At 74.0% G+C, this 16,687-nt stretch carries 15 protein-coding genes, 1 tRNA gene and 1 pseudogene; 10 read left to right on the top strand and 7 right to left on the bottom strand.

Going from position 1 to position 16,687, the window contains the following annotated elements:
* The first annotated feature begins 4 nt into the window (after positions 1–4).
* The 3 genes from ACIOFR_RS04730 to ACIOFR_RS04720 are packed head-to-tail and all read left to right on the top strand — an operon-like array spanning position 5 to position 3,959.
* Positions 5–511, top strand: a complete 507-nt coding sequence (locus ACIOFR_RS04730) for a hypothetical protein (protein WP_400992426.1) — start codon at positions 5–7, stop codon at positions 509–511.
* Between the two features lie 24 nt (positions 512–535).
* Positions 536–2,680: a bifunctional polysaccharide deacetylase/glycosyltransferase family 2 protein gene (locus ACIOFR_RS04725; protein WP_400992424.1), complete on the top strand. Its 2,145-nt coding sequence runs from the start codon at positions 536–538 to the stop codon at positions 2,678–2,680.
* A 40-nt stretch (positions 2,681–2,720) separates the two neighbouring features.
* Complete coding sequence (locus ACIOFR_RS04720) at positions 2,721–3,959, top strand: acyltransferase family protein (RefSeq protein WP_400992423.1); 1,239 nt, start codon at positions 2,721–2,723, stop codon at positions 3,957–3,959.
* A 93-nt stretch (positions 3,960–4,052) separates the two neighbouring features.
* Here ACIOFR_RS04720 and ACIOFR_RS04715 read toward each other — a convergent pair whose 3' ends face one another.
* Entirely contained in the window at positions 4,053–5,135 is a 1,083-nt protein-coding gene (locus tag ACIOFR_RS04715) for an alpha/beta hydrolase (protein ID WP_400992818.1), read from the bottom strand.
* A 578-nt stretch (positions 5,136–5,713) separates the two neighbouring features.
* Between ACIOFR_RS04715 and ACIOFR_RS04710 the strand changes: the two are divergent.
* From ACIOFR_RS04710 to ACIOFR_RS04685, 6 genes and pseudogenes are all read left to right on the top strand, one after another.
* Positions 5,714–5,947: pseudogene (locus tag ACIOFR_RS04710) on the top strand (sugar ABC transporter ATP-binding protein); the annotation flags it as partial.
* The gene (locus tag ACIOFR_RS04705; protein WP_400992422.1) at positions 5,944–7,056 is read left to right on the top strand and encodes an ROK family glucokinase; all 1,113 of its coding nucleotides are present in this window, start codon (positions 5,944–5,946) and stop codon (positions 7,054–7,056) included. The pseudogene ACIOFR_RS04710 and the gene ACIOFR_RS04705, both read left to right, overlap by 4 nt.
* A 63-nt stretch (positions 7,057–7,119) precedes the next feature.
* Positions 7,120–7,206: transfer RNA gene (locus ACIOFR_RS04700), tRNA-Leu, on the top strand.
* 315 nt (positions 7,207–7,521) lie between these two features.
* Entirely contained in the window at positions 7,522–9,309 is a 1,788-nt protein-coding gene (gene ggt, locus ACIOFR_RS04695; RefSeq protein WP_400992420.1) for a gamma-glutamyltransferase, read from the top strand.
* A 132-nt stretch (positions 9,310–9,441) separates the two neighbouring features.
* Entirely contained in the window at positions 9,442–10,245 is an 804-nt protein-coding gene (locus ACIOFR_RS04690) for an exodeoxyribonuclease III (RefSeq protein ID WP_400992419.1), read from the top strand.
* Between the two features lie 177 nt (positions 10,246–10,422).
* On the top strand, positions 10,423–11,058 hold the full coding sequence (locus ACIOFR_RS04685; protein WP_400992417.1) for a hypothetical protein: 636 nt from the start codon (positions 10,423–10,425) through the stop codon (positions 11,056–11,058).
* A gap of 36 nt (positions 11,059–11,094) precedes the next feature.
* Here ACIOFR_RS04685 and ACIOFR_RS04680 read toward each other — a convergent pair whose 3' ends face one another.
* Both ACIOFR_RS04680 and ACIOFR_RS04675 read right to left on the bottom strand, forming a co-directional pair.
* Positions 11,095–11,823: a lysoplasmalogenase gene (locus tag ACIOFR_RS04680; RefSeq protein ID WP_400992415.1), complete on the bottom strand. Its 729-nt coding sequence runs from the start codon at positions 11,821–11,823 to the stop codon at positions 11,095–11,097.
* Positions 11,820–12,680, bottom strand: coding sequence for a sterol desaturase family protein (locus ACIOFR_RS04675; protein ID WP_400992414.1), 861 nt, complete (start codon positions 12,678–12,680; stop codon positions 11,820–11,822). The genes ACIOFR_RS04680 and ACIOFR_RS04675 overlap by 4 nt, the downstream gene beginning before the upstream one ends.
* Positions 12,681–12,816: 136 nt before the next feature.
* On the opposite strand from ACIOFR_RS04675, the gene ACIOFR_RS04670 reads away from it, so the two are divergent.
* On the top strand, positions 12,817–14,253 hold the full coding sequence (locus ACIOFR_RS04670) for a DUF2398 family protein (protein ID WP_400992412.1): 1,437 nt from the start codon (positions 12,817–12,819) through the stop codon (positions 14,251–14,253).
* Between the two features lie 67 nt (positions 14,254–14,320).
* On the opposite strand, the gene ACIOFR_RS04665 is transcribed toward ACIOFR_RS04670, so the two are convergent.
* The 4 genes from ACIOFR_RS04665 to ACIOFR_RS04650 form a co-directional block, all read right to left on the bottom strand.
* Positions 14,321–14,524 (bottom strand): cold-shock protein, encoded by a 204-nt coding sequence (locus ACIOFR_RS04665; protein ID WP_400992410.1) that lies wholly within the window; start codon positions 14,522–14,524, stop codon positions 14,321–14,323.
* Positions 14,525–14,590: 66 nt separating this feature from the next.
* Positions 14,591–14,779 (bottom strand): hypothetical protein, encoded by a 189-nt coding sequence (locus ACIOFR_RS04660; protein ID WP_400992409.1) that lies wholly within the window; start codon positions 14,777–14,779, stop codon positions 14,591–14,593.
* Between the two features lie 169 nt (positions 14,780–14,948).
* On the bottom strand, positions 14,949–15,566 hold the full coding sequence (locus ACIOFR_RS04655; protein WP_400992407.1) for a TetR/AcrR family transcriptional regulator: 618 nt from the start codon (positions 15,564–15,566) through the stop codon (positions 14,949–14,951).
* A gap of 204 nt (positions 15,567–15,770) precedes the next feature.
* Complete coding sequence (locus ACIOFR_RS04650) at positions 15,771–16,682, bottom strand: acyl-CoA thioesterase (RefSeq protein ID WP_400992406.1); 912 nt, start codon at positions 16,680–16,682, stop codon at positions 15,771–15,773.
* Positions 16,683–16,687: the final 5 nt, after the last annotated feature.

Raw genomic sequence — 16,687 nt, 5'->3', positions numbered from 1 at the left:
TGCGGTGGAACCGGATGCCCGGCGGGTCGAGCGGGTCCAGGTGCACACCGAGATCCCGAAGGCCGTCTTCGTCGACCAGAGCGGGCGGCGCGGCCGCGCGCTGCGCGGCTTGGGCTGGATCGCCGGACTGGCCTGCGCAGGCTTCGCGGTCACCGCCCTGACCACCGTCGCCGGGTCCAACGCGCAGGCGCCCGCCATGCCGATACCGACCCGCACAGCGGGCAGCGGCGAGCAGAAGGTGCTGGCCGAGTCCGGCACCGCCGCGCCGACCGCCGCCGCGACGGCCTCCCCCACCGCCTCCCCGTCCGCGGGCCCGGCGAAGACCACCGGCAAGCCCACCGCGTCCGCCCCCGCCACCGGCGCGGCGACCGCCCCCGCCACCGGTAGACCGACCGGCGCGGCGAAGCCCGCGACCGCCTCGGCCAAGCCCGCCACCGCGTCCACCGGTGCCGGTGCCGCCAACACCGCGGTCACCCCCCGATCCGCCAGCTCCGCCGCCAAGCCCCGCTAGGTTGCCGTACCAAGGACCACAGCCATGCTGCGAACCCGAGGCAGGCGAGCGGCCAGCCGCCCGCGCCGCCGCGCCGTCCCGCCCCTGCGATTCAGCCTGCCCACGGTGGTGCTGCTCACCCTGCTCGCCACCCTGCTGCTGCGCGGTCTGGTGACCAACGAGGTCTTCCACGACGCCCGGATCAACGTGTCCGTCGACAAGACCACCGTCCCGCCCGACCTGCTGACCGGCGGCCCGGTCATCGACGCCCGCGGGCCGGGCGCCCCGCGCAACTACCGGGCGCAGGACCACACCATGGCCCTGACCTTCGACGACGGCCCCGACGAGCAGTGGACGCCGCAGATCCTCGACGTCCTCGCCCAGTACCACGCCAAGGCCACCTTCTTCGTGACCGGCTCGATGGTGACCCGCCACCCGGACCTGATCCGGCGGATCATCGCGGACGGCCACGAGATCGGTCTGCACTCCTTCACCCACCCGGACTTCACCCTCCAGTCGGACCGCCGGATCACCTGGGAGATGGCCCAGACCCAGCTGGCCCTGGCCGGCGTCGCCGGCGTGCACAGCGCGCTGTTCCGCCCGCCGTACTCCTCCGACGCGTCCGCGCTGGACGACCTGACCTGGCCGGTGCTGAAGAAGCTCGCCGACCGCGGGTACGTCACCGCGTTCATCGACGAGGACACCGAGGACTGGCAGCGCCCGGGCGTGGACGCGATCGTCGCCGCCGCGATGCCCAAGAAGGCCGGTGAGGGCCACATCGTGCTGATGCACGACGCCGGTGGCGACCGGGCCCAGACCGTGGCCGCGCTCAAGGTGGTGATGCCCAGGCTCCAGGCCGAGGGCTACCGCTTCAGCACCGTCAGCGAGTCGATCGGCGCCGAGACCTCGATGTCCAAGGTCACCGGGTTCCAGCTGTGGGAGGGCAAGCTCTTCCTCGGCCTCGCGCACGCGGCGGTGCTGGTGATGCCGGTCCTGATCGTGCTGCTCGCCCTGGTCGGCACCCTGGTGTTCGGCCGGTTCGCGCTGATGCTCTTCCTGTCCGTCAAGCACGCCCGGCGCACCCGCAGCAAGAGGTTCGGCTGGGGCCCGCCGGTCACCGAGACCGCCACCGTGCTGGTCCCCGCCTACAACGAGCAGGAGTGCATCGCCAACACCCTGCGCTCCCTGATCGACAGCGAGCACCCGATCGAGGTGATCGTGATCGACGACGGCTCCACCGACGACACCGTCCGGATCGTCGAGGAGCTGGACCTGCCCGGCGTCCGGGTGATCAGCCAGCCCAACTCCGGCAAGGCCACCGCACTCAACACCGGCATCGCGCACGCCACCCACGACCTGATCGTGATGATGGACGGCGACACCGTGTTCGAGCCCTCCACCGTCCGCGAGCTGGTGCAGCCGTTCGCCGACCCGGGCGTCGGCGCGGTCGCCGGCAACGCCAAGGTCGGCAACCGGGACAGCCTGATCGGTGCCTGGCAGCACATCGAGTACGTGATGGGCTTCAACCTCGACCGCCGGATGTACGACGAGCTGCGCTGCATGCCCACCGTCCCCGGCGCCGTCGGCGCCTACCGCCGCGAGGCGCTGGAGCAGGCCGGCGGGATGAGCGAGGACACCCTCGCCGAGGACACCGACCTCACCATGGCGCTGCACATCAACGGCTGGCAGGTGGTCTACGCCGAGAACGCCCGGGCCTGGACCGAGGCGCCCGGCAGCATGGCCCAGCTCTGGTCCCAGCGCTACCGCTGGTGCTACGGCACCATGCAGGCGATGTGGAAGCACCGCGGCGCGGTCCTGGCCTCCGGGCCGGCCGGCCGGTTCGGCCGGGTCGGCCTGCCGCTGGTGGCCCTGTTCATGGTGCTCGCCCCGCTGCTGGCCCCGCTCTTCGACGTCTTCCTGGTCTACGGGATCTTCTTCGTGGACGCGCCCAAGACGCTCGCCGCCTGGTTCACCGTCCTGATCGTCCAGCTGGTCTGCGCCGGGTACGCGTTCTGGCTGGACCGCGAGAAGCCGTGGCACCTGATCACCCTGCCGCTCCAGCAGCTGGTCTACCGCCAGCTGATGTACCTGGTGCTGCTGCAGTCCTGGATCACGGCGCTCACCGGCGGCCGGCTGCGCTGGCAGAAGCTCCAGCGCACCGGCGAGGTCGACGTCCCCGTGAACGCCTGAGCCCCGGCCCCACCACCACACCCACCACCGAGAGGCCACCATGACCGCGCCAGCCCACCCCGGGTACGCGCCCCCCGGCAGCGGGCCGTTCGCTCCCGCGCCGGCGGCCGCCGAGCCCGCGCCGGTCCAGCCGGTCCGGGCCGCGCCCGGCCGCGACCGCTACCTCGACCTGCTGCGGGCGCTGGCGCTCGTCCGCGTGGTGTTCCTGCACATGTTCGCGTGGTCCTGGCTGCCCATCGTCTTCCCGTCGATGGGCGTCATGTTCGCGCTGGCCGGCTCGCTGATGGCCCGCTCGCTGGCCCGGCCGACCCTCTCGGTGATCCGCGGCCGGCTGCGCCGCCTGCTGCCGCCGCTGTGGCTGATGGGCGTCATCGCGGTGCCCGGAATGCTGCTGCAGGGGTGGTCCGCGGCCTCCTCCGGGCACAGCACCGCGGGTTTCTGGGGCCGGATGCTGCTGTGGATCCTGCCGCTGAGCGACCCGCCGTACGGCGACCCGCTGCCCGGCCTGCACGGCCTGCTGGACCACGCCTGGGGCGAGCACGCCGCCGGCCCGCTCTGGTACCTGCGCGCCTACCTGTGGTTCGTGCTGCTGTCGCCGATGCTGCTGCGCCTGATGCGCAGGGTGCCGTGGCTGGTGGTGCCCGCGCCGATGCTGTTCTGCGTCGTCCTGGAGCTCGGCTACGTCGACCTGCGGCCCGAGCTGTACAGCATCGTCGACGGCCTGGCCATCTACGGCTCCTGCTGGCTGCTCGGCATGGCGTACCAGGAGGGCATGCTCAACCGCTTCCCGCGCTACCTCGCCCCCTCGGTGGTGCCCTTCGTGATGGCCGCGGCGCTGTGGTGGACGCTGAACGGCACCAATGACCAGGGCGGCCCGGCGACCCTGGAGGACAGCACCCTCGGACAGGCGGTCTGGTCCTTCGGCTTCGTCCTGCTGCTGCTGAACGCCAGCCCGTCCTGGGACGAGTGGCCGCCGAGGCTGCGCCGCTGGGGCGGTCTGATCAGCCTGCTGAACTCGCGGGCCGTCACCGTCTACCTCTGGCACAACCTGGCCATCACCGCGGCGATCAGCCTGATCGGCCTCACCTGGGGCCTGCCGCTGCTGGCCGAGAACGTGCCGTGGCTGCTGGACAGCGAGTGGCTGCCGATGCTGCTGGCCTGGCCGCTGATCGGCCTGTGCATCGTCGCCTTCGGCTGGATCGAGGACGTCGCCGCCAAGCGCCGGCCCCGGCTGTTCCCGTACCCGCGCCAGCCACGCTCGGCCGCCCACCGCCGCTGACCCGCCACCCGCACCGATGCCCAAGGGGCCCCCGGCAGCTGCCGGGGGCCCCTTGGCATCGGTATGCGTCCGGGCGGCGGCCGCCCGGTGCGGTCAGTGCTGGGCGGGGATGACGCCCGACAGCCACTTGAAGATGTCGGGAACCATCGGCTTCCAGACGTCGCTGGCGTGCGGGCCGGTGGTCTCCACCGGGGTGACGGTGGTCGGCGCCTTGGCCGCGTCCCGCAGTGCCACCGCGGCCTCGTAGCCGTCGCCCTTGTTGCCGCTGACGTACAGCGCGGTCTTCGGCGGGGTGGCGGCGGCCTTGAGGATGTTGAGCGGGTTGGACCTCTCCCGCAGGACCGGGTCCTTCGCGGTCAGCGAGTGCGACTCCTGCGCCGGGTCGTTGTAGCCGGAGAGGCTGACGCCGGCCCGGTAGCGGTTCGGGTGCTCCACCGCGAGCTTGGTCGCGCAGTGGCCGCCGGCCGAGTACCCGGCCACCGCCCAGCGGTCGGCCGACGGGTCGGCCCGGAAGTTGTCCAGGATCATCTGCGGCACGTCCCGCGAGAGCCAGGTGTCGGCGTTGACCTTGTCCTTGACGTCGGCGCAGCCGGTGTCGACGTCGTCGCCCAGCAGGTTGGTCCGCGGCGAGACCAGGATGAACGGCGAGACCTCGCCGCGCTGCATCATCGGCTTCAGCTGGTCGGAGACCTTGAGCGTGCCGAACCACGTCTTGGACGAGCCCGGCCAGCCCGGCAGCAGCTCGACCACGGGGAAGTTCTTGTCCTTGTAGGCGGGGTCGTTGTACTGGGGCGGCAGCCAAACCAGCACCTCGCCGTCCACGCCGGACACCTCGCCCTTCAGCTCGGTGTGCTGCACGTCGTTCGGCACCTTCGGATCCCCGACGCCCTTGAAGGACTGGATCACCTTGGCGCGGGTCTTGCCGTCCGAGCCGTTGCCCGCGCTGTCGGCCGCGACCTTCGGGACGGCCCGGACGTGGTCGCCGGTGCCGAGCAGGTCGTCCCAGTTCCCGTAGATCAGGTTGGCGTTGTTGACCATGACGAAGACCATGGTCACGGCCGTCACCTGGCAGAAGAGGATCATCACCAGCCTGGACAGGATCTGCACGGGCCTGGGCCCGCGCACCCGCCCCCAGAGCAGCAGCGCCGCCGCGATGGAGATCGGCACGAGGATCATCGTGACGACGAGGAATGGTGTGCCAGTCAGTTGCATGGATTGTTTCTCGTATCCGGGTTGCGGTCGCCCGGGGCTCAGGGCGCCCAGGGCGTGCTCCAATGGATCAGACGGGGTGGAACGGGTGATCAGTTGCTCGCCGAACTGAAGGAAACCTGAGAGGAACATCACGTTTCTGTGAGTCCCGGTCGAGCGCCGACCCAAGTCTGCCACCCGACCGGACGGCCGCACGGTGCGGGCCCGACCTGTTCCCAGGCATATCCCGACCCGGCCGGACACCGCCGCTCGAACTGCCGTGCCGTCAGAGCGGCTCACCCGGGCGGCCGTACGCGATCTCGACCGGGGACCGCCGGGCGCCGACACTGGTCTCCACGGGCCGCGGCGAAGGGGGGAGCGTCACAGTGGGAGCACGCACGACGGTGGTGCCGCACGGGGTGTTCCTGTTGACGGACGCGTGCAGCGGCACCGGCGGCCGCGGCGCCGCGGTGAAGGGCAACCGCACCCTCCTCCACTCCGACGACGCGCGGACCAGGAACCAGGTGCGGCCGGTCCGGACCGCGATCGACCAGCGGGTGGACGGCGCCGCCGCCCGGGACGCCGGGCCCGGGGTGGTGCTGATCACCCGCAGCCCGCACCACGCCCATCCGGTGGGTGAGCACGTCCCACCGCTGCGACGGGGGAGGATGGCGGGTAGCCACCCGCGCGCGGAGATCGGCCTCGAACGGCTCACCACCGCGATGGCGGGCGGCTCGGAACTCGCCGCGCTCGGCCACGAGCTCCGCCGCCCCGACCCGAAGGAGCGTCCACCCCAGTGACCAGCCCGAACGACAGCGCGCGGCCGCCGGCCCTGCCCACCCTGTTCGGCATCGGCCAGCGCGGCGCCGACCGCCGCAGGCGCACCCTGCCGGCCGGGGTGCTGCGGCTGCCCACCATCGGTGTCGACATCGGCGGCACCAAGGTGGTCGCCGGAGTGGTCGACGGCGAGGGCCGGGTGCTGGACCGGGTGCGCACCGAGACCCCCGACAAGAGCAAGAGCCCCCGGGTGGTCGAGGACGTCATCGTCGAGCTTGTGCTCGAACTCGCCGACAAGCACGACGTCCACGCGGTCGGCGTCGGCGCGGCCGGCTGGGTGGACGCGGACCGTTCCACGGTGCTCTTCGCCCCCCACCTGAACTGGCGCGGCGAACCGCTGCGGGACGCGCTCAGCGAGCGGCTGCGCTTCCCGGTGATCGTCGAGAACGACGCCAACGCCGCCGCCTGGGCCGAGTGGCGGTTCGGTGCCGGGCGCGGCGAGGACCACATGGTGATGATCACCCTGGGGACGGGCATCGGCGGCGCGGTGGTCCGCGACGGCTACGTGGACCGGGGCAAGTACGGGCTGGCCGGCGAGTTCGGCCACATGCAGGTGGTCCCGGCCGGCCACCGCTGCCCGTGCGGCAACCGCGGCTGCTGGGAGCAGTACTCCTCCGGGAACGCGCTGGTCCGGGAGGCCCGCGGACTGGTCGAGGAGGAGTCCCCGGTGGTCCAGCCGCTGCTGGCCCGGGCCGGCGGTACGGCGGCGGGCATCACCGGCCCGCTGGTCACCCAGGCCGCGCGGGACGGCGACCCGATCGCGGTCGAGCTGCTCTACGAGGTCGGTCACTGGCTCGGCGTCGGCATCGCCAACCTGGCCGCCGCCCTGGACCCCGGACGGTTCGTGATCGGCGGCGGCGTCTCCGAGGCCGGCGAACTGCTGCTCGCCCCGGCCCAGGACGCCTTCCGCCGCACCCTCACCGGCCGCGGCTTCCGCCCCGAGGCGGGCATCGTGCCGGCGGCCCTCGGCAACGAGGCCGGCCTGGTCGGCGCCGCGGACCTGGCCCGTCAGGTCGCCCGCCGCTTCCGCACCGTCAAACGCCGCCGCGCCGAGCGCGCTTCGCTCCGCTAGCCGGCCCCCGACCAGCTGGTCGGAGGGGCGCCGAGGATCGGGTACGATTTCCTCATCACTCGGGCGCGGGTGGCGGAATAGGCAGACGCGCTGGATTCAGGTTCCAGTGCCCGAAAGGGCGTGGGGGTTCAACTCCCCCCTCGCGCACCACGAAGTACCGACGAAGCGGTGCTTCCCACAGCGGCGGAAGTCGCTGTGGGAAGCACCGCTTCGTCGTTCCCGCCGACGGAGCCGGTTCGTCGGACACGGCCCGGTCCCGTCACGGAAGGCCGGACGCCCCGGGATCCGGCAGGCTGCGCAGGCATCGGTGGAGGCGGCCGCCAGGACGTGCGCGGTGGCGATCCGTACGGAGCGGTCGGGGTGCCGGCCTCGGGAACCTACCGGCCGGTAGTGCGTCGATGCGCGGTTGTCCTGTCCACCACACCTGTGAAACAACGGGAACTGACGCTGCCTCAGGAGGTCCGTATGAGAGTCCTGGCCCGTTCGGTTCCCGCTCTGGCGATCGCCGCAGCCCTGGTCTGTGCGGGAGGCGTGCCCGCCCGGGCCGCCGCACCCCCGCCCAAGGTCCCGGAGGCCGCCGGATACGGCGGGGCCGTCGCGAGCGTGGACGCGGACGCCACCGCGGCCGGCATCGAGGTGCTCCGCCGCGGCGGCAACGCCGTCGACGCGGCCGTGGCCGTCGCGGCCGCGCTCGGCGTCACCGAGCCCTACTCGGCCGGCATCGGGGGCGGCGGCTACTTCGTCTACTACGACGCCCGCACCGGCCGGGTCTCCACCCTGGACGGCCGGGAGACCGCGTCGCGCCGCTCCGACGAGACCCTCTTCCTGGAGGGCGGCAAGCCGCTGCCGTTCGCCGACGCCGTCACCAGCGGCCTGTCCGTCGGCGTGCCCGGTGCCCCCGCGACCTGGGACAGGGCGCTGCGGCTCTGGGGCAGCCGCTCCCTCGACGAGGTGCTGCGCCCCGCCGAGCGGATCGCCGACCGGGGCTTCACCGTCGACCAGACCTTCCAGGACCAGACCGCGCTCAACCAGAGCCGCTTCAAGGACTTCCCGGCCACCCGCCGGCTCTTCCTGCCGAACGACGCGCTCCCGGTGGTCGGCTCCCGGTTCCGCAACCCCGAACTGGCCGCCACCTACCGCGAGCTCGGCCGCAAGGGCGTCGACGCGCTCTACCGCGGCCCGATCGGCGCGGACGTCGTCCGCACCCTCCAGCACCCGCCGGTCGACCCGGCCTCCGGCCGCAACGCCCGGCCCGGCCAGGTCACCACCGCGGACCTGGCGGCCTATCAGGTGCTGCTCCAGCAGCCGACCAGGGTCGCCTACCGGGGCCTGGAGGTGAACGGCATCGCGCCCTCCTCCTCCGGCGGCACCACCGGCGGCGAGGCGCTGGGCATCCTGCGGCAGAGCGACCTCTCCCGGCTGGACGACACCCAGTACTACCACCGCTTCCTGGAGGCGAGCCGGATCGCCTTCGCCGACCGCGGCCGCTGGGTCGGCGACCCGCGCTTCGTCCAGGTGCCGACCGCGCAGCTGCTCTCGCCGGCCTTCGCGGCCGCCCGGGCCTGCCTGGTGGACCCGGCCCGCGCGCTGACTAGCCCGCTCGCCCCCGGCGACCCGTACCACCCGGCCGCCTGCGCGAGCAACGGCCCGGCCGTCGCCGAGACGTACGAGGGCCCGAGCACCACCCACCTGACGGTCGCCGACCGCTGGGGCAGCGTGGTCTCCTACACCCTGACGATCGAGCAGACCGGCGGCAGCGGCATCACCGTCCCCGGCCGCGGTTTCCTGCTCAACAACGAGCTGACCGACTTCTCCTTCGCGCCCGCCACGGCGGGTGTGCCCGACCCCAACCTGCCGGGGCCGGGCAAGCGCCCGCGGTCCTCGATCTCGCCGACCATCGTGCTCAAGGACGGCCGGCCGCTGTTCGCCACCGGTTCGCCCGGCGGCTCGACCATCATCACCACCGCGCTCCAGGTGGTGCTGGGCCGGATCGACCGCGGGCTGACGCTGGAACAGGCCATCGCCGCCCCGCGCGCGAGCCAGCGCAACACCGCCGCCACCACCGCCGAACCGGCCTTCCTCGCACTGCCCGAGCGGGCCCGGCTGGAGGCGCTCGGCCACGTCTTCGTGGACGGCGGCGAGATCGGTGCGGCCACCGGCGTGGAGCGGCTGCCGGACGGCCGCTGGCGCGCGGCCGCGGAGCCGGTCCGGCGCGGCGGCGGGTCGGCCGCGGTGGTGGTGCCCGGCCGCTGAGCCTTCCGGGGTTGTCGGTGCCGGACGGTATGTTCGGGGTGGGTGCCCAGGTGCGGTCCGTGCGGTCCGGAAGCGGTCCGTGCGCGCCGGGGCGCCCGCCCCTCGTCCGCAGCACCCGGAAGGCCGCCAGCCGTGACAGTCCGCATCGCCACCTGGAACATCAACTCCGTCACCGCCCGGCTGCCCAAGCTCCTGGAGTGGCTGGAGGGCGCCCGGCCGGACGTGCTCTGCCTCCAGGAGCTGAAGTGCGCCGCCGACGCCTTCCCGTACGAGGAGGTCAGGGAGCTCGGCTACGAGACGGCCGCCCACGGCGTCGGCCGGTGGAACGGCGTCGCGGTGCTCTCCCGGCTCGGCCTGGAGGACGTCGTGCGCGGCCTGCCCGAGCAGCCCGGCTACCTCGCCGACGGCGCGCTGCTGCCCGAGGTCGAGCCCCGGGCCGTCGCCGCGACCTGCGGGCCCGTCCGGGTCTGGTCGGTGTACGTGCCCAACGGCCGCGAGGTCGGCCACGCGCACTACCAGTACAAGCTGGAGTGGTTGGAGGCACTGCGCAGGGCCGTCCTGGAGGACGCGGCCGGCCCCCGCCCGTTCGCGGTGCTCGGCGACTACAACGTGGCCCCCACCGACGAGGACGTCTTCGACCCCGCCGCCTTCGCCGGCCTGACGCACGTCACCGAGCCCGAGCGCGCCGCCCTCGCCGCGCTGACCGCCGCGGGCCTCCAGGACGTGGTGCCGCGCCCGCTCAAGTACGACCGCCCCTACACCTACTGGGACTACCGCCAGCTGGCCTTCCCGAAGAACCGCGGCATGCGGATCGACCTCACCTTCGCCAACAAGCCCTTCGCGGACGCGGTGACGGACAGCTACGTCGACCGTGAGGCCCGCAAGGGCAAGGGCACCTCCGACCACGCGCCCGTGGTGGTCGATCTGGATCTCTGAGCGGCCGTTCGCCCCCGGAGAGTTGGTGACGCAGGGTAGCCGGAGGGACCCGAACGGGCCCTACCGGGTGGCCGCACGGCGTGGCGCTGCCTAGCGTCGCGGGTAACCGGGTGTAGCTGTTCGATCACGTGGACGTCGGCGTCCGCCCGCTACACCCGAGAACCTTGGAGGTACGGCATGCGTCGCACGCGTACGGCCGCCGCAGCCCTGCTTGGCGCGACCACCCTGCTTGGTCTCGCCGGGCCGGCGGCCCATGCCAAGGACGTCGCGCCCGCGTGGGTCAGCCCGGCGGAGGCGGCGTCCGGTCAGACCGTCACCGTCAGCGTCACCTGTGACACCAGCTCCGTGAAGACCGTCACCGCCAACTCCCAGGCCTTCGTCGGCGGCTCGGCCACCCTCACCGTCGGCCCCGACGGCAAGTACAGCGGCCCGGCCAAGCTGGTCGCCCAGCAGGACCTGACCGGCGCCGTGAAGAAGGCGCCCCAGGGCAACTCCTGGGGCATCGACGGCAAGTGCCCCAACGGTGACACCTTCACCGGCGCGGTCGGCGTCACGGGATCGGGCTCCTGGGTGATGGGCGGCGCCACCGGTGGCGCCAAGCCGTCCACCCAGCCCGCCAAGCCGTCGACCGAGCCGGCCGAGCCCGCCTGGTCGGGCGAGCCGAGCGGCCCGCACGGCTCGGTCGGCACCGGCCTCGGCGGCTCCATCGACACCGACGGCCGTCAGCTGGCGGCCGGTGGCGTGCTGGTCGCGGCCGGTGTCGCGGGGTTCTGGCTGCTGCGCCGCCGCACCGGCGACGGACAGCAGTCCTGATGCCCCGGACGTCCGCCCCCGCTCAGCGCCCCGTGGTCACGCCGGGGCGCTGAGCCGTACCGCGGCCCGGCCGGCGGTGTAGCCGTCGGCGGGCTTCTCCGCCGGGTCCGGCCCGTCCGACTCCAGTGCCGCGAGGGTGCCGGAGGCCAGCAGGTACTGCGCGGCGATGTACGTCGACATGATCAGCAGCCCGTGGCCGGGGAGCTGCTTCCAGCCCGCGATCCGGGTGGCGATCAGCGAGTCCGACAGCAGGAACAGCGCCCCGCCGACCCCGGTGCGCCAGCCGCGGCCGGCCGAGGTGACCGCCGTGGAGGCGAGCAGCAGGCTGTAGACGGCCACCGGGGCCTTCAGGTCGCCCAGGTCTGGCCAGAGCTGACTGATCATCGTGGCCCAGGCAGCCCCGTACGCCGCCGCGACCAGCAGGCTCCGGCGCCGGTCGTCGAGCGCGCCCTGGCGCACGAACATCGTCACGTAGCAGACGTGTGCGGCCGCGAAGGAGCCCATCCCCGCCAGGAACGCGGTGTCGCTGTCCAGTTGCAGCGCCACGTCCCCGCCCGCGCTCAGCACGAGGGCCGGCGCCAGCAGCTTCGGCGCCCGGGGGCTGCGGGCCAGGGTGTGCGCGGCCAGCAGCGGCATCAGGGCCGGCTTGGTGGCGTGCTGGAGGACGGTGGCGCCGGTCGCGATCGCGCCCAGGTGGGCGGCCGAGGTGGCGGCGAAGCCGGCCAGCAGGCCGCGGGCGGTGCGCAGGCGTCGGGTGATGGTCATGCGGCGGTGCCCTCCGGGCGGTCGATGGTGCCGGGCTGCCAGCCCGGGCCGTTGATGAGGTGGCGGACCCGGTCGCCCCAGCCGGTGGCCCGGGTCACGTCGCGGGCGATCGAGACGTACTCGTGGGTGGCCACCCGCAGTGGGTTGAAGCTGTCCAGGTTCTTCGTCAGGCCGTACACCGGCTTGGTGGTCTCCGGCGCGAAGCTGCCGAACACCCGGTCGAAGACGATCAGGATGCCGCCGAAGTTGCGGTCCAGGTAGCTGCCCTGGGACGCGTGGTGCACCCGGTGGTGCGAGGGGGTGTTGAGGACGAACTCGAACGGCCGGGGCAGCCGGTCGATCCGCTCGGTGTGGATCCAGAACTGGTAGACCAGGTTGACCGAGGAGCAGAAGGCCAGCGCGGCCGGGTGCACCCCCGCCAGGACCATCGGCACGTAGAAGACCCAGCTGGTGGCGCCGGTCCAGGGCTGGCGCAGGGCGGTGGAGAGGTTGTAGTGCCGGCTGGAGTGGTGCACCACGTGGCAGGCCCACAGGATCCGGACCACGTGGTGGCCGCGGTGCTGCCAGTAGTAGCAGAAGTCCTGCGCCAGCAGCATCAGCGGCACCGTCCACCACAGCACCGGCACTCGCAGCGGGGTCAGCTCGTACAGCGCCGAGTAGATCGCCAGGACCGGGATCCTCCAGCCGGCGTCGAACAGCAGGCTGCCCAGTCCCATGCCGAGGCTGGTGCCGGTGTCCCGGGCCGCGTACCCCTGCTCCTCGTCGTCCGGGTGGAACCGGTACGAGACCATCTCCACGACGGTGAGCAGCACGAAGGCGGGTATCGACCACAGCACGACGTCGGGCAGGTTCGGCATGCCGGAGACGATAGGCGACGGCCGAGGACCAGCGGAAGGGGTTGTTACCGGCGCGTAGCCGCGGGGTGCGCGGCCGGGCCGGGCGGGCGGGCGAGCCTGCGGCGGGCGGGGGCCACCGTCTACTCTGGTGGGCGACATGGAGCAGCACGAGCACGCGACCGGCGCCGGGGAGGCGCGGGATCGCACGGGGACCGGGCGCGCGGGCGGGGCGGGGCAGCTCACGGCCCAGCCGTCGGCCGACCTGTACCCGGCCGCGCAGGAGCTCGCCGCCCGGCTGGCCGACGCCTCGCCGGAGGCCGCCCACGACCTGTTCACCGCCGCCTTCGGCCTCTACGGAGCCCGGCACTTCGGCGGCGCGCTCGACCCGGACGACCCGACACCCGCCGGCACCAGCTGGTGGCACGGGACGTCCGCGCACCAGTCGGCCGCGCTGCGCACCCGCCCGCTGCACTACCGCCGCGGCCGGCGCGACGCCGCCGGCCAGGGCGCGAACGGCCCGCACGGCACGGCCGGCCGCCACCGCAAGCCGGAGCGCCCGCGCGGCCCCGCCGAGCCGGCCGCGGCCGTCGAACGCCGCACCGCCGCCCGCCTGCTGCTGGCCCACCCGCTGGTCACCGACACCGGACCGCACGCGGCGGGCTTCGCGCTGATCCACCGCCACGCCGACTGGCTCGCCGAGCGTTTCCAGCGGGTGCTCGGCTACCGGCTGACGGTGGCCGCCCGGCACGCCCGGCTGCGCAAGGCCCCGGTGCCCGGCCGCGCCCTGGCGGGCTTCACCCCAGCCTCGTACGCCTGCCTGGTGCTGGCGCTCGGCGCGCTGGCCGACGGCCGGGCGCCCGACCTCGACCAGCCGCAGGCGCTCGCGGTGCTGCGCGACTGGCAGGTGGTCGACCGGGACCGGGAGGGCGCCCCGACGGTCGACCGGGAGCTGGCCGCCGCGCTGGCCCCGGCGCCCGAGCTGCCCGCCGCGGGACCGGAGCTGACGGTCCGCCGGCTGCTGGTGGAGACACCGGTGGTGCTGCTGGACGAGCTCTCCCCGGGCGAGCGGGAGTGGCTGCGGCGCAACGGGGCGGCCGAGGCCGCGCTGTTCGCCGAGTTCCTCGGGCTGCGGGCCGAGGTCCGGGCCGAGGGCGTGGCCCTGCTGGATCCGGCGGACGAACTGACCGACCTCGCCCTGCCCGGCACCGGCACCCTGGCGCAGGCCGCCCTGCTGCTGGTGCGGCAGCTGGTGGAGGAACTGCGGCCGCTGCCCGAGGAGGCGGTTCCGCCGGCCGTGCTGATACCGGACGCCCTGATAGACGGCGCGCTCGGCGACGTCACCGACGACCACGGCCTGCGGGCCGGGTGGAGCCCCGAGTACCTGGCGGACCGTCCGGCCTTCCGCCGGGACGTGCTGGCGCTGCTCGAACGGATGGGGCTGATCGCCCCGGCCGGGCGTGCCTGGCTGCTGCGGGCGCCCGCCGCCCGCTACGCCCCGGAGGCCGAACCGGAGCCGACGACCGGCCCGGGCCGGCACTCGCGTCCGCAGGACCGGCTGGCCCCGGGGGCGGAAGGCCCCGGCCGCCCGGGCTGACCCGGGGCCGGGGCGCGGTCCTGCGGCTCCGCCGGACGGGCGGGAGGGTGCGGACGGACCCTGGGGCCTAGGTGGGCCGGACGCGTTCGGCGACCGGGCGGAGCTCCTGCACGGTGGGCTCGTACTCGACCGGCTGTCCGCTCTCCAGCTGGTGGTCCTCGATGCCCATGATCGAGTCGTAGTAGACGGTCAGCTCGGGGCCGCCGTCGTCCGGGACGATGTAGCCGTGTCCGTGTTCGGGGTAGTACGTCCGCACGGTGCCGGTAGCCATGGTGCCTCCTCGGGCCGACGACCTATGGTCACCTGCAGTATCCGCTCGTCGGCCGGGCCCCACCACTCAGCGGGCGGCGGCGCTGGCCGCGGGGCCGGCGGGCCGGAAGGTCTCCACGGTGGCGCCCACTCCCAGGGCGCCGAGCGCGAGGGAGGCGGCCACCGCGGTGCAGGCCAGCAGGCGGCGGTGGCGCTGGGGCAGCGGGAAGGCGGTGTCCCGTGGTGCCCGTGGGGCGGGGGACGACTGGGCGTTCATGACGGTGAGCATGCCAGTGCGGTGTTAACGGCCGATACGTCCGGGTTAAGTCTGGACAGGAGCTTGACGACGGGATGTCCGCGCAGGTGGCGAGGGGGGTTCCGGTTCGCCCGAACGGGTGATCGGGGCGGCCGGTGCGGGCCTGCGGGCGACCGTCCCCGGGGCCGGGTCAGCGGGGCTCGTACGGGGTGAGCACCAGCCGTACCACGTCCTCCAGGCGGCGCCGGGCGTCGTCCAGCGTGGTGCGGCCGGTCACCCAGGCCGTCAGCTCGCCCTGCCAGGCGTGGCCGACGATGTGCCGGACCAACTCCCCCGCGGAGGACGGGACCTCGGACATCACCTCGTCCAGCGCGGCCCGGTCGGCCCGGGCCATGCCCTGGAGCGCCTCGCTGGCGAACGGGTCGGTGGAGGTGGCGACCGCGACCCGCAGCCGGGCCAGCTCCGGCTGGCGCTGGTAGGCCCGCATCCCGTGCCGGACGAACCGGACCGTCCGGTCGGTGCCGGAAGGGCCTGAGCGCGGACCCCGCTGCTCGGCCACCAGATCGGCGAGCAGCAGCCGGTGCCAGTCCGCGATCGCGGCGGCCAGCAGGTGGTCCTTGGAGGAGAAGTACCGGTAGGCGGTGCCGAGGGCCACCCCGGAGCGCTCCGACACCTGTTTCATCTGGAGCCGCTCGACGCCGATCTCGGTCACCAGGGCGAGGGCGGCCTGGATCAGGCTTCGGCGCCGTTCGAGCTGACGGGGCGACATCGCCTCCACCGGCCGTGGTGACAGGTCAACCTTGGTCACCCGCCCATGATACGGGGCGGGTAGCCGGGCCGGTATGCGGCCTGATCGGCGCCGGTCCGGCCGTCCGGTCGCCGTGGGCGTCCGGGGCGGGCAGGGTGTCCGCGGTCGGCGCGGCGGCCACGCCGGGGTGTCAACTGCTGCTGGGGGAGCGGTGGTTGTGGCGTGGCGCGGGCCCGCTCCGGCGCGCCGGCGTGAACGCCGGGCCTAGCGGGGGGTGCCGCGCCGTTCGCGCACGAGGGTCTCCTGGACGGCGGAGGCGACCAGCAGGCCGTCCCGGTCGTAGAACTCGCCGAGCGCCAGGCCGCGGCCGTCCGAGACGGACGGGCTGCGCTGGGCGAACAGCAGCCAGTCGTCGGCCCGGAACGGCCGGTGGAACCACATCGCGTGGTCCAGCGAGGCGAGCGTGATCAGCGGCGGCCCGGTGCGCTGGAAGCGGTGCGGCTGCAGGTGGAGGGCGGTGGTGGAGGCCAGGGTGAGGTCCGAGAGGTACGTCAGCGCGCAGACCTGGATCAGCGGGTCGTCGGCCGGCAGCGGTGTGCCGGTCCGCAGCCAGACGAACTGCTGCGGCACGCCCGGGAGTTCCGGTGGGAGGCCGGGTGTCCCGGCGGGGATGAAGCGCAGCTCCAGGGTGCGGAAGTCGGTGGACCGGGCGAAGTCCTCCGGGTCGGCCCGCTCCCAGGCGAGGAACGGGTCGGGCAGCTCGTCCGGCCCCGGCACCGGCGGCATGGTGCGCTGCCGCCCGCCGGACTCCTCCGGCACCTTGAAGGAGGCGGAGAGCGTGAAGATCGCCTCGCCGCGCTGCACCGCCGTCACCCGCCGGGTGGCGTAGGACATGCCGTCCCGGACCTGGTCGACCTGGTAGACGATGGGCCGCTGCGGATCGCCCGGCCGCAGGAAGTACCCGTGCAGGGAGTGCACCAGGCGCCGCGGGTCGACGGTCCGTCCGGCCGCCGTGAGGGCCTGCGCCGCGACCTGACCGCCGAAGGCACGCATCGGCGCCCCGGCGTGGCAGCGGCCCCGGAACAGGTTCTCGTCCAGCTCCTCGATCCGCAGCAGCTCGGCGAACGGCCGGACCGGGCCCGCGCCGACGGTCTCCTGGTTCATGGCATCCGTCACGGGCC

Source organism: Kitasatospora sp. NPDC088346, from assembly GCF_044740765.1.
Lineage (GTDB): Bacteria > Actinomycetota > Actinomycetes > Streptomycetales > Streptomycetaceae > Kitasatospora.
This window is presented reverse-complemented; position numbering and strand designations above follow the sequence as displayed.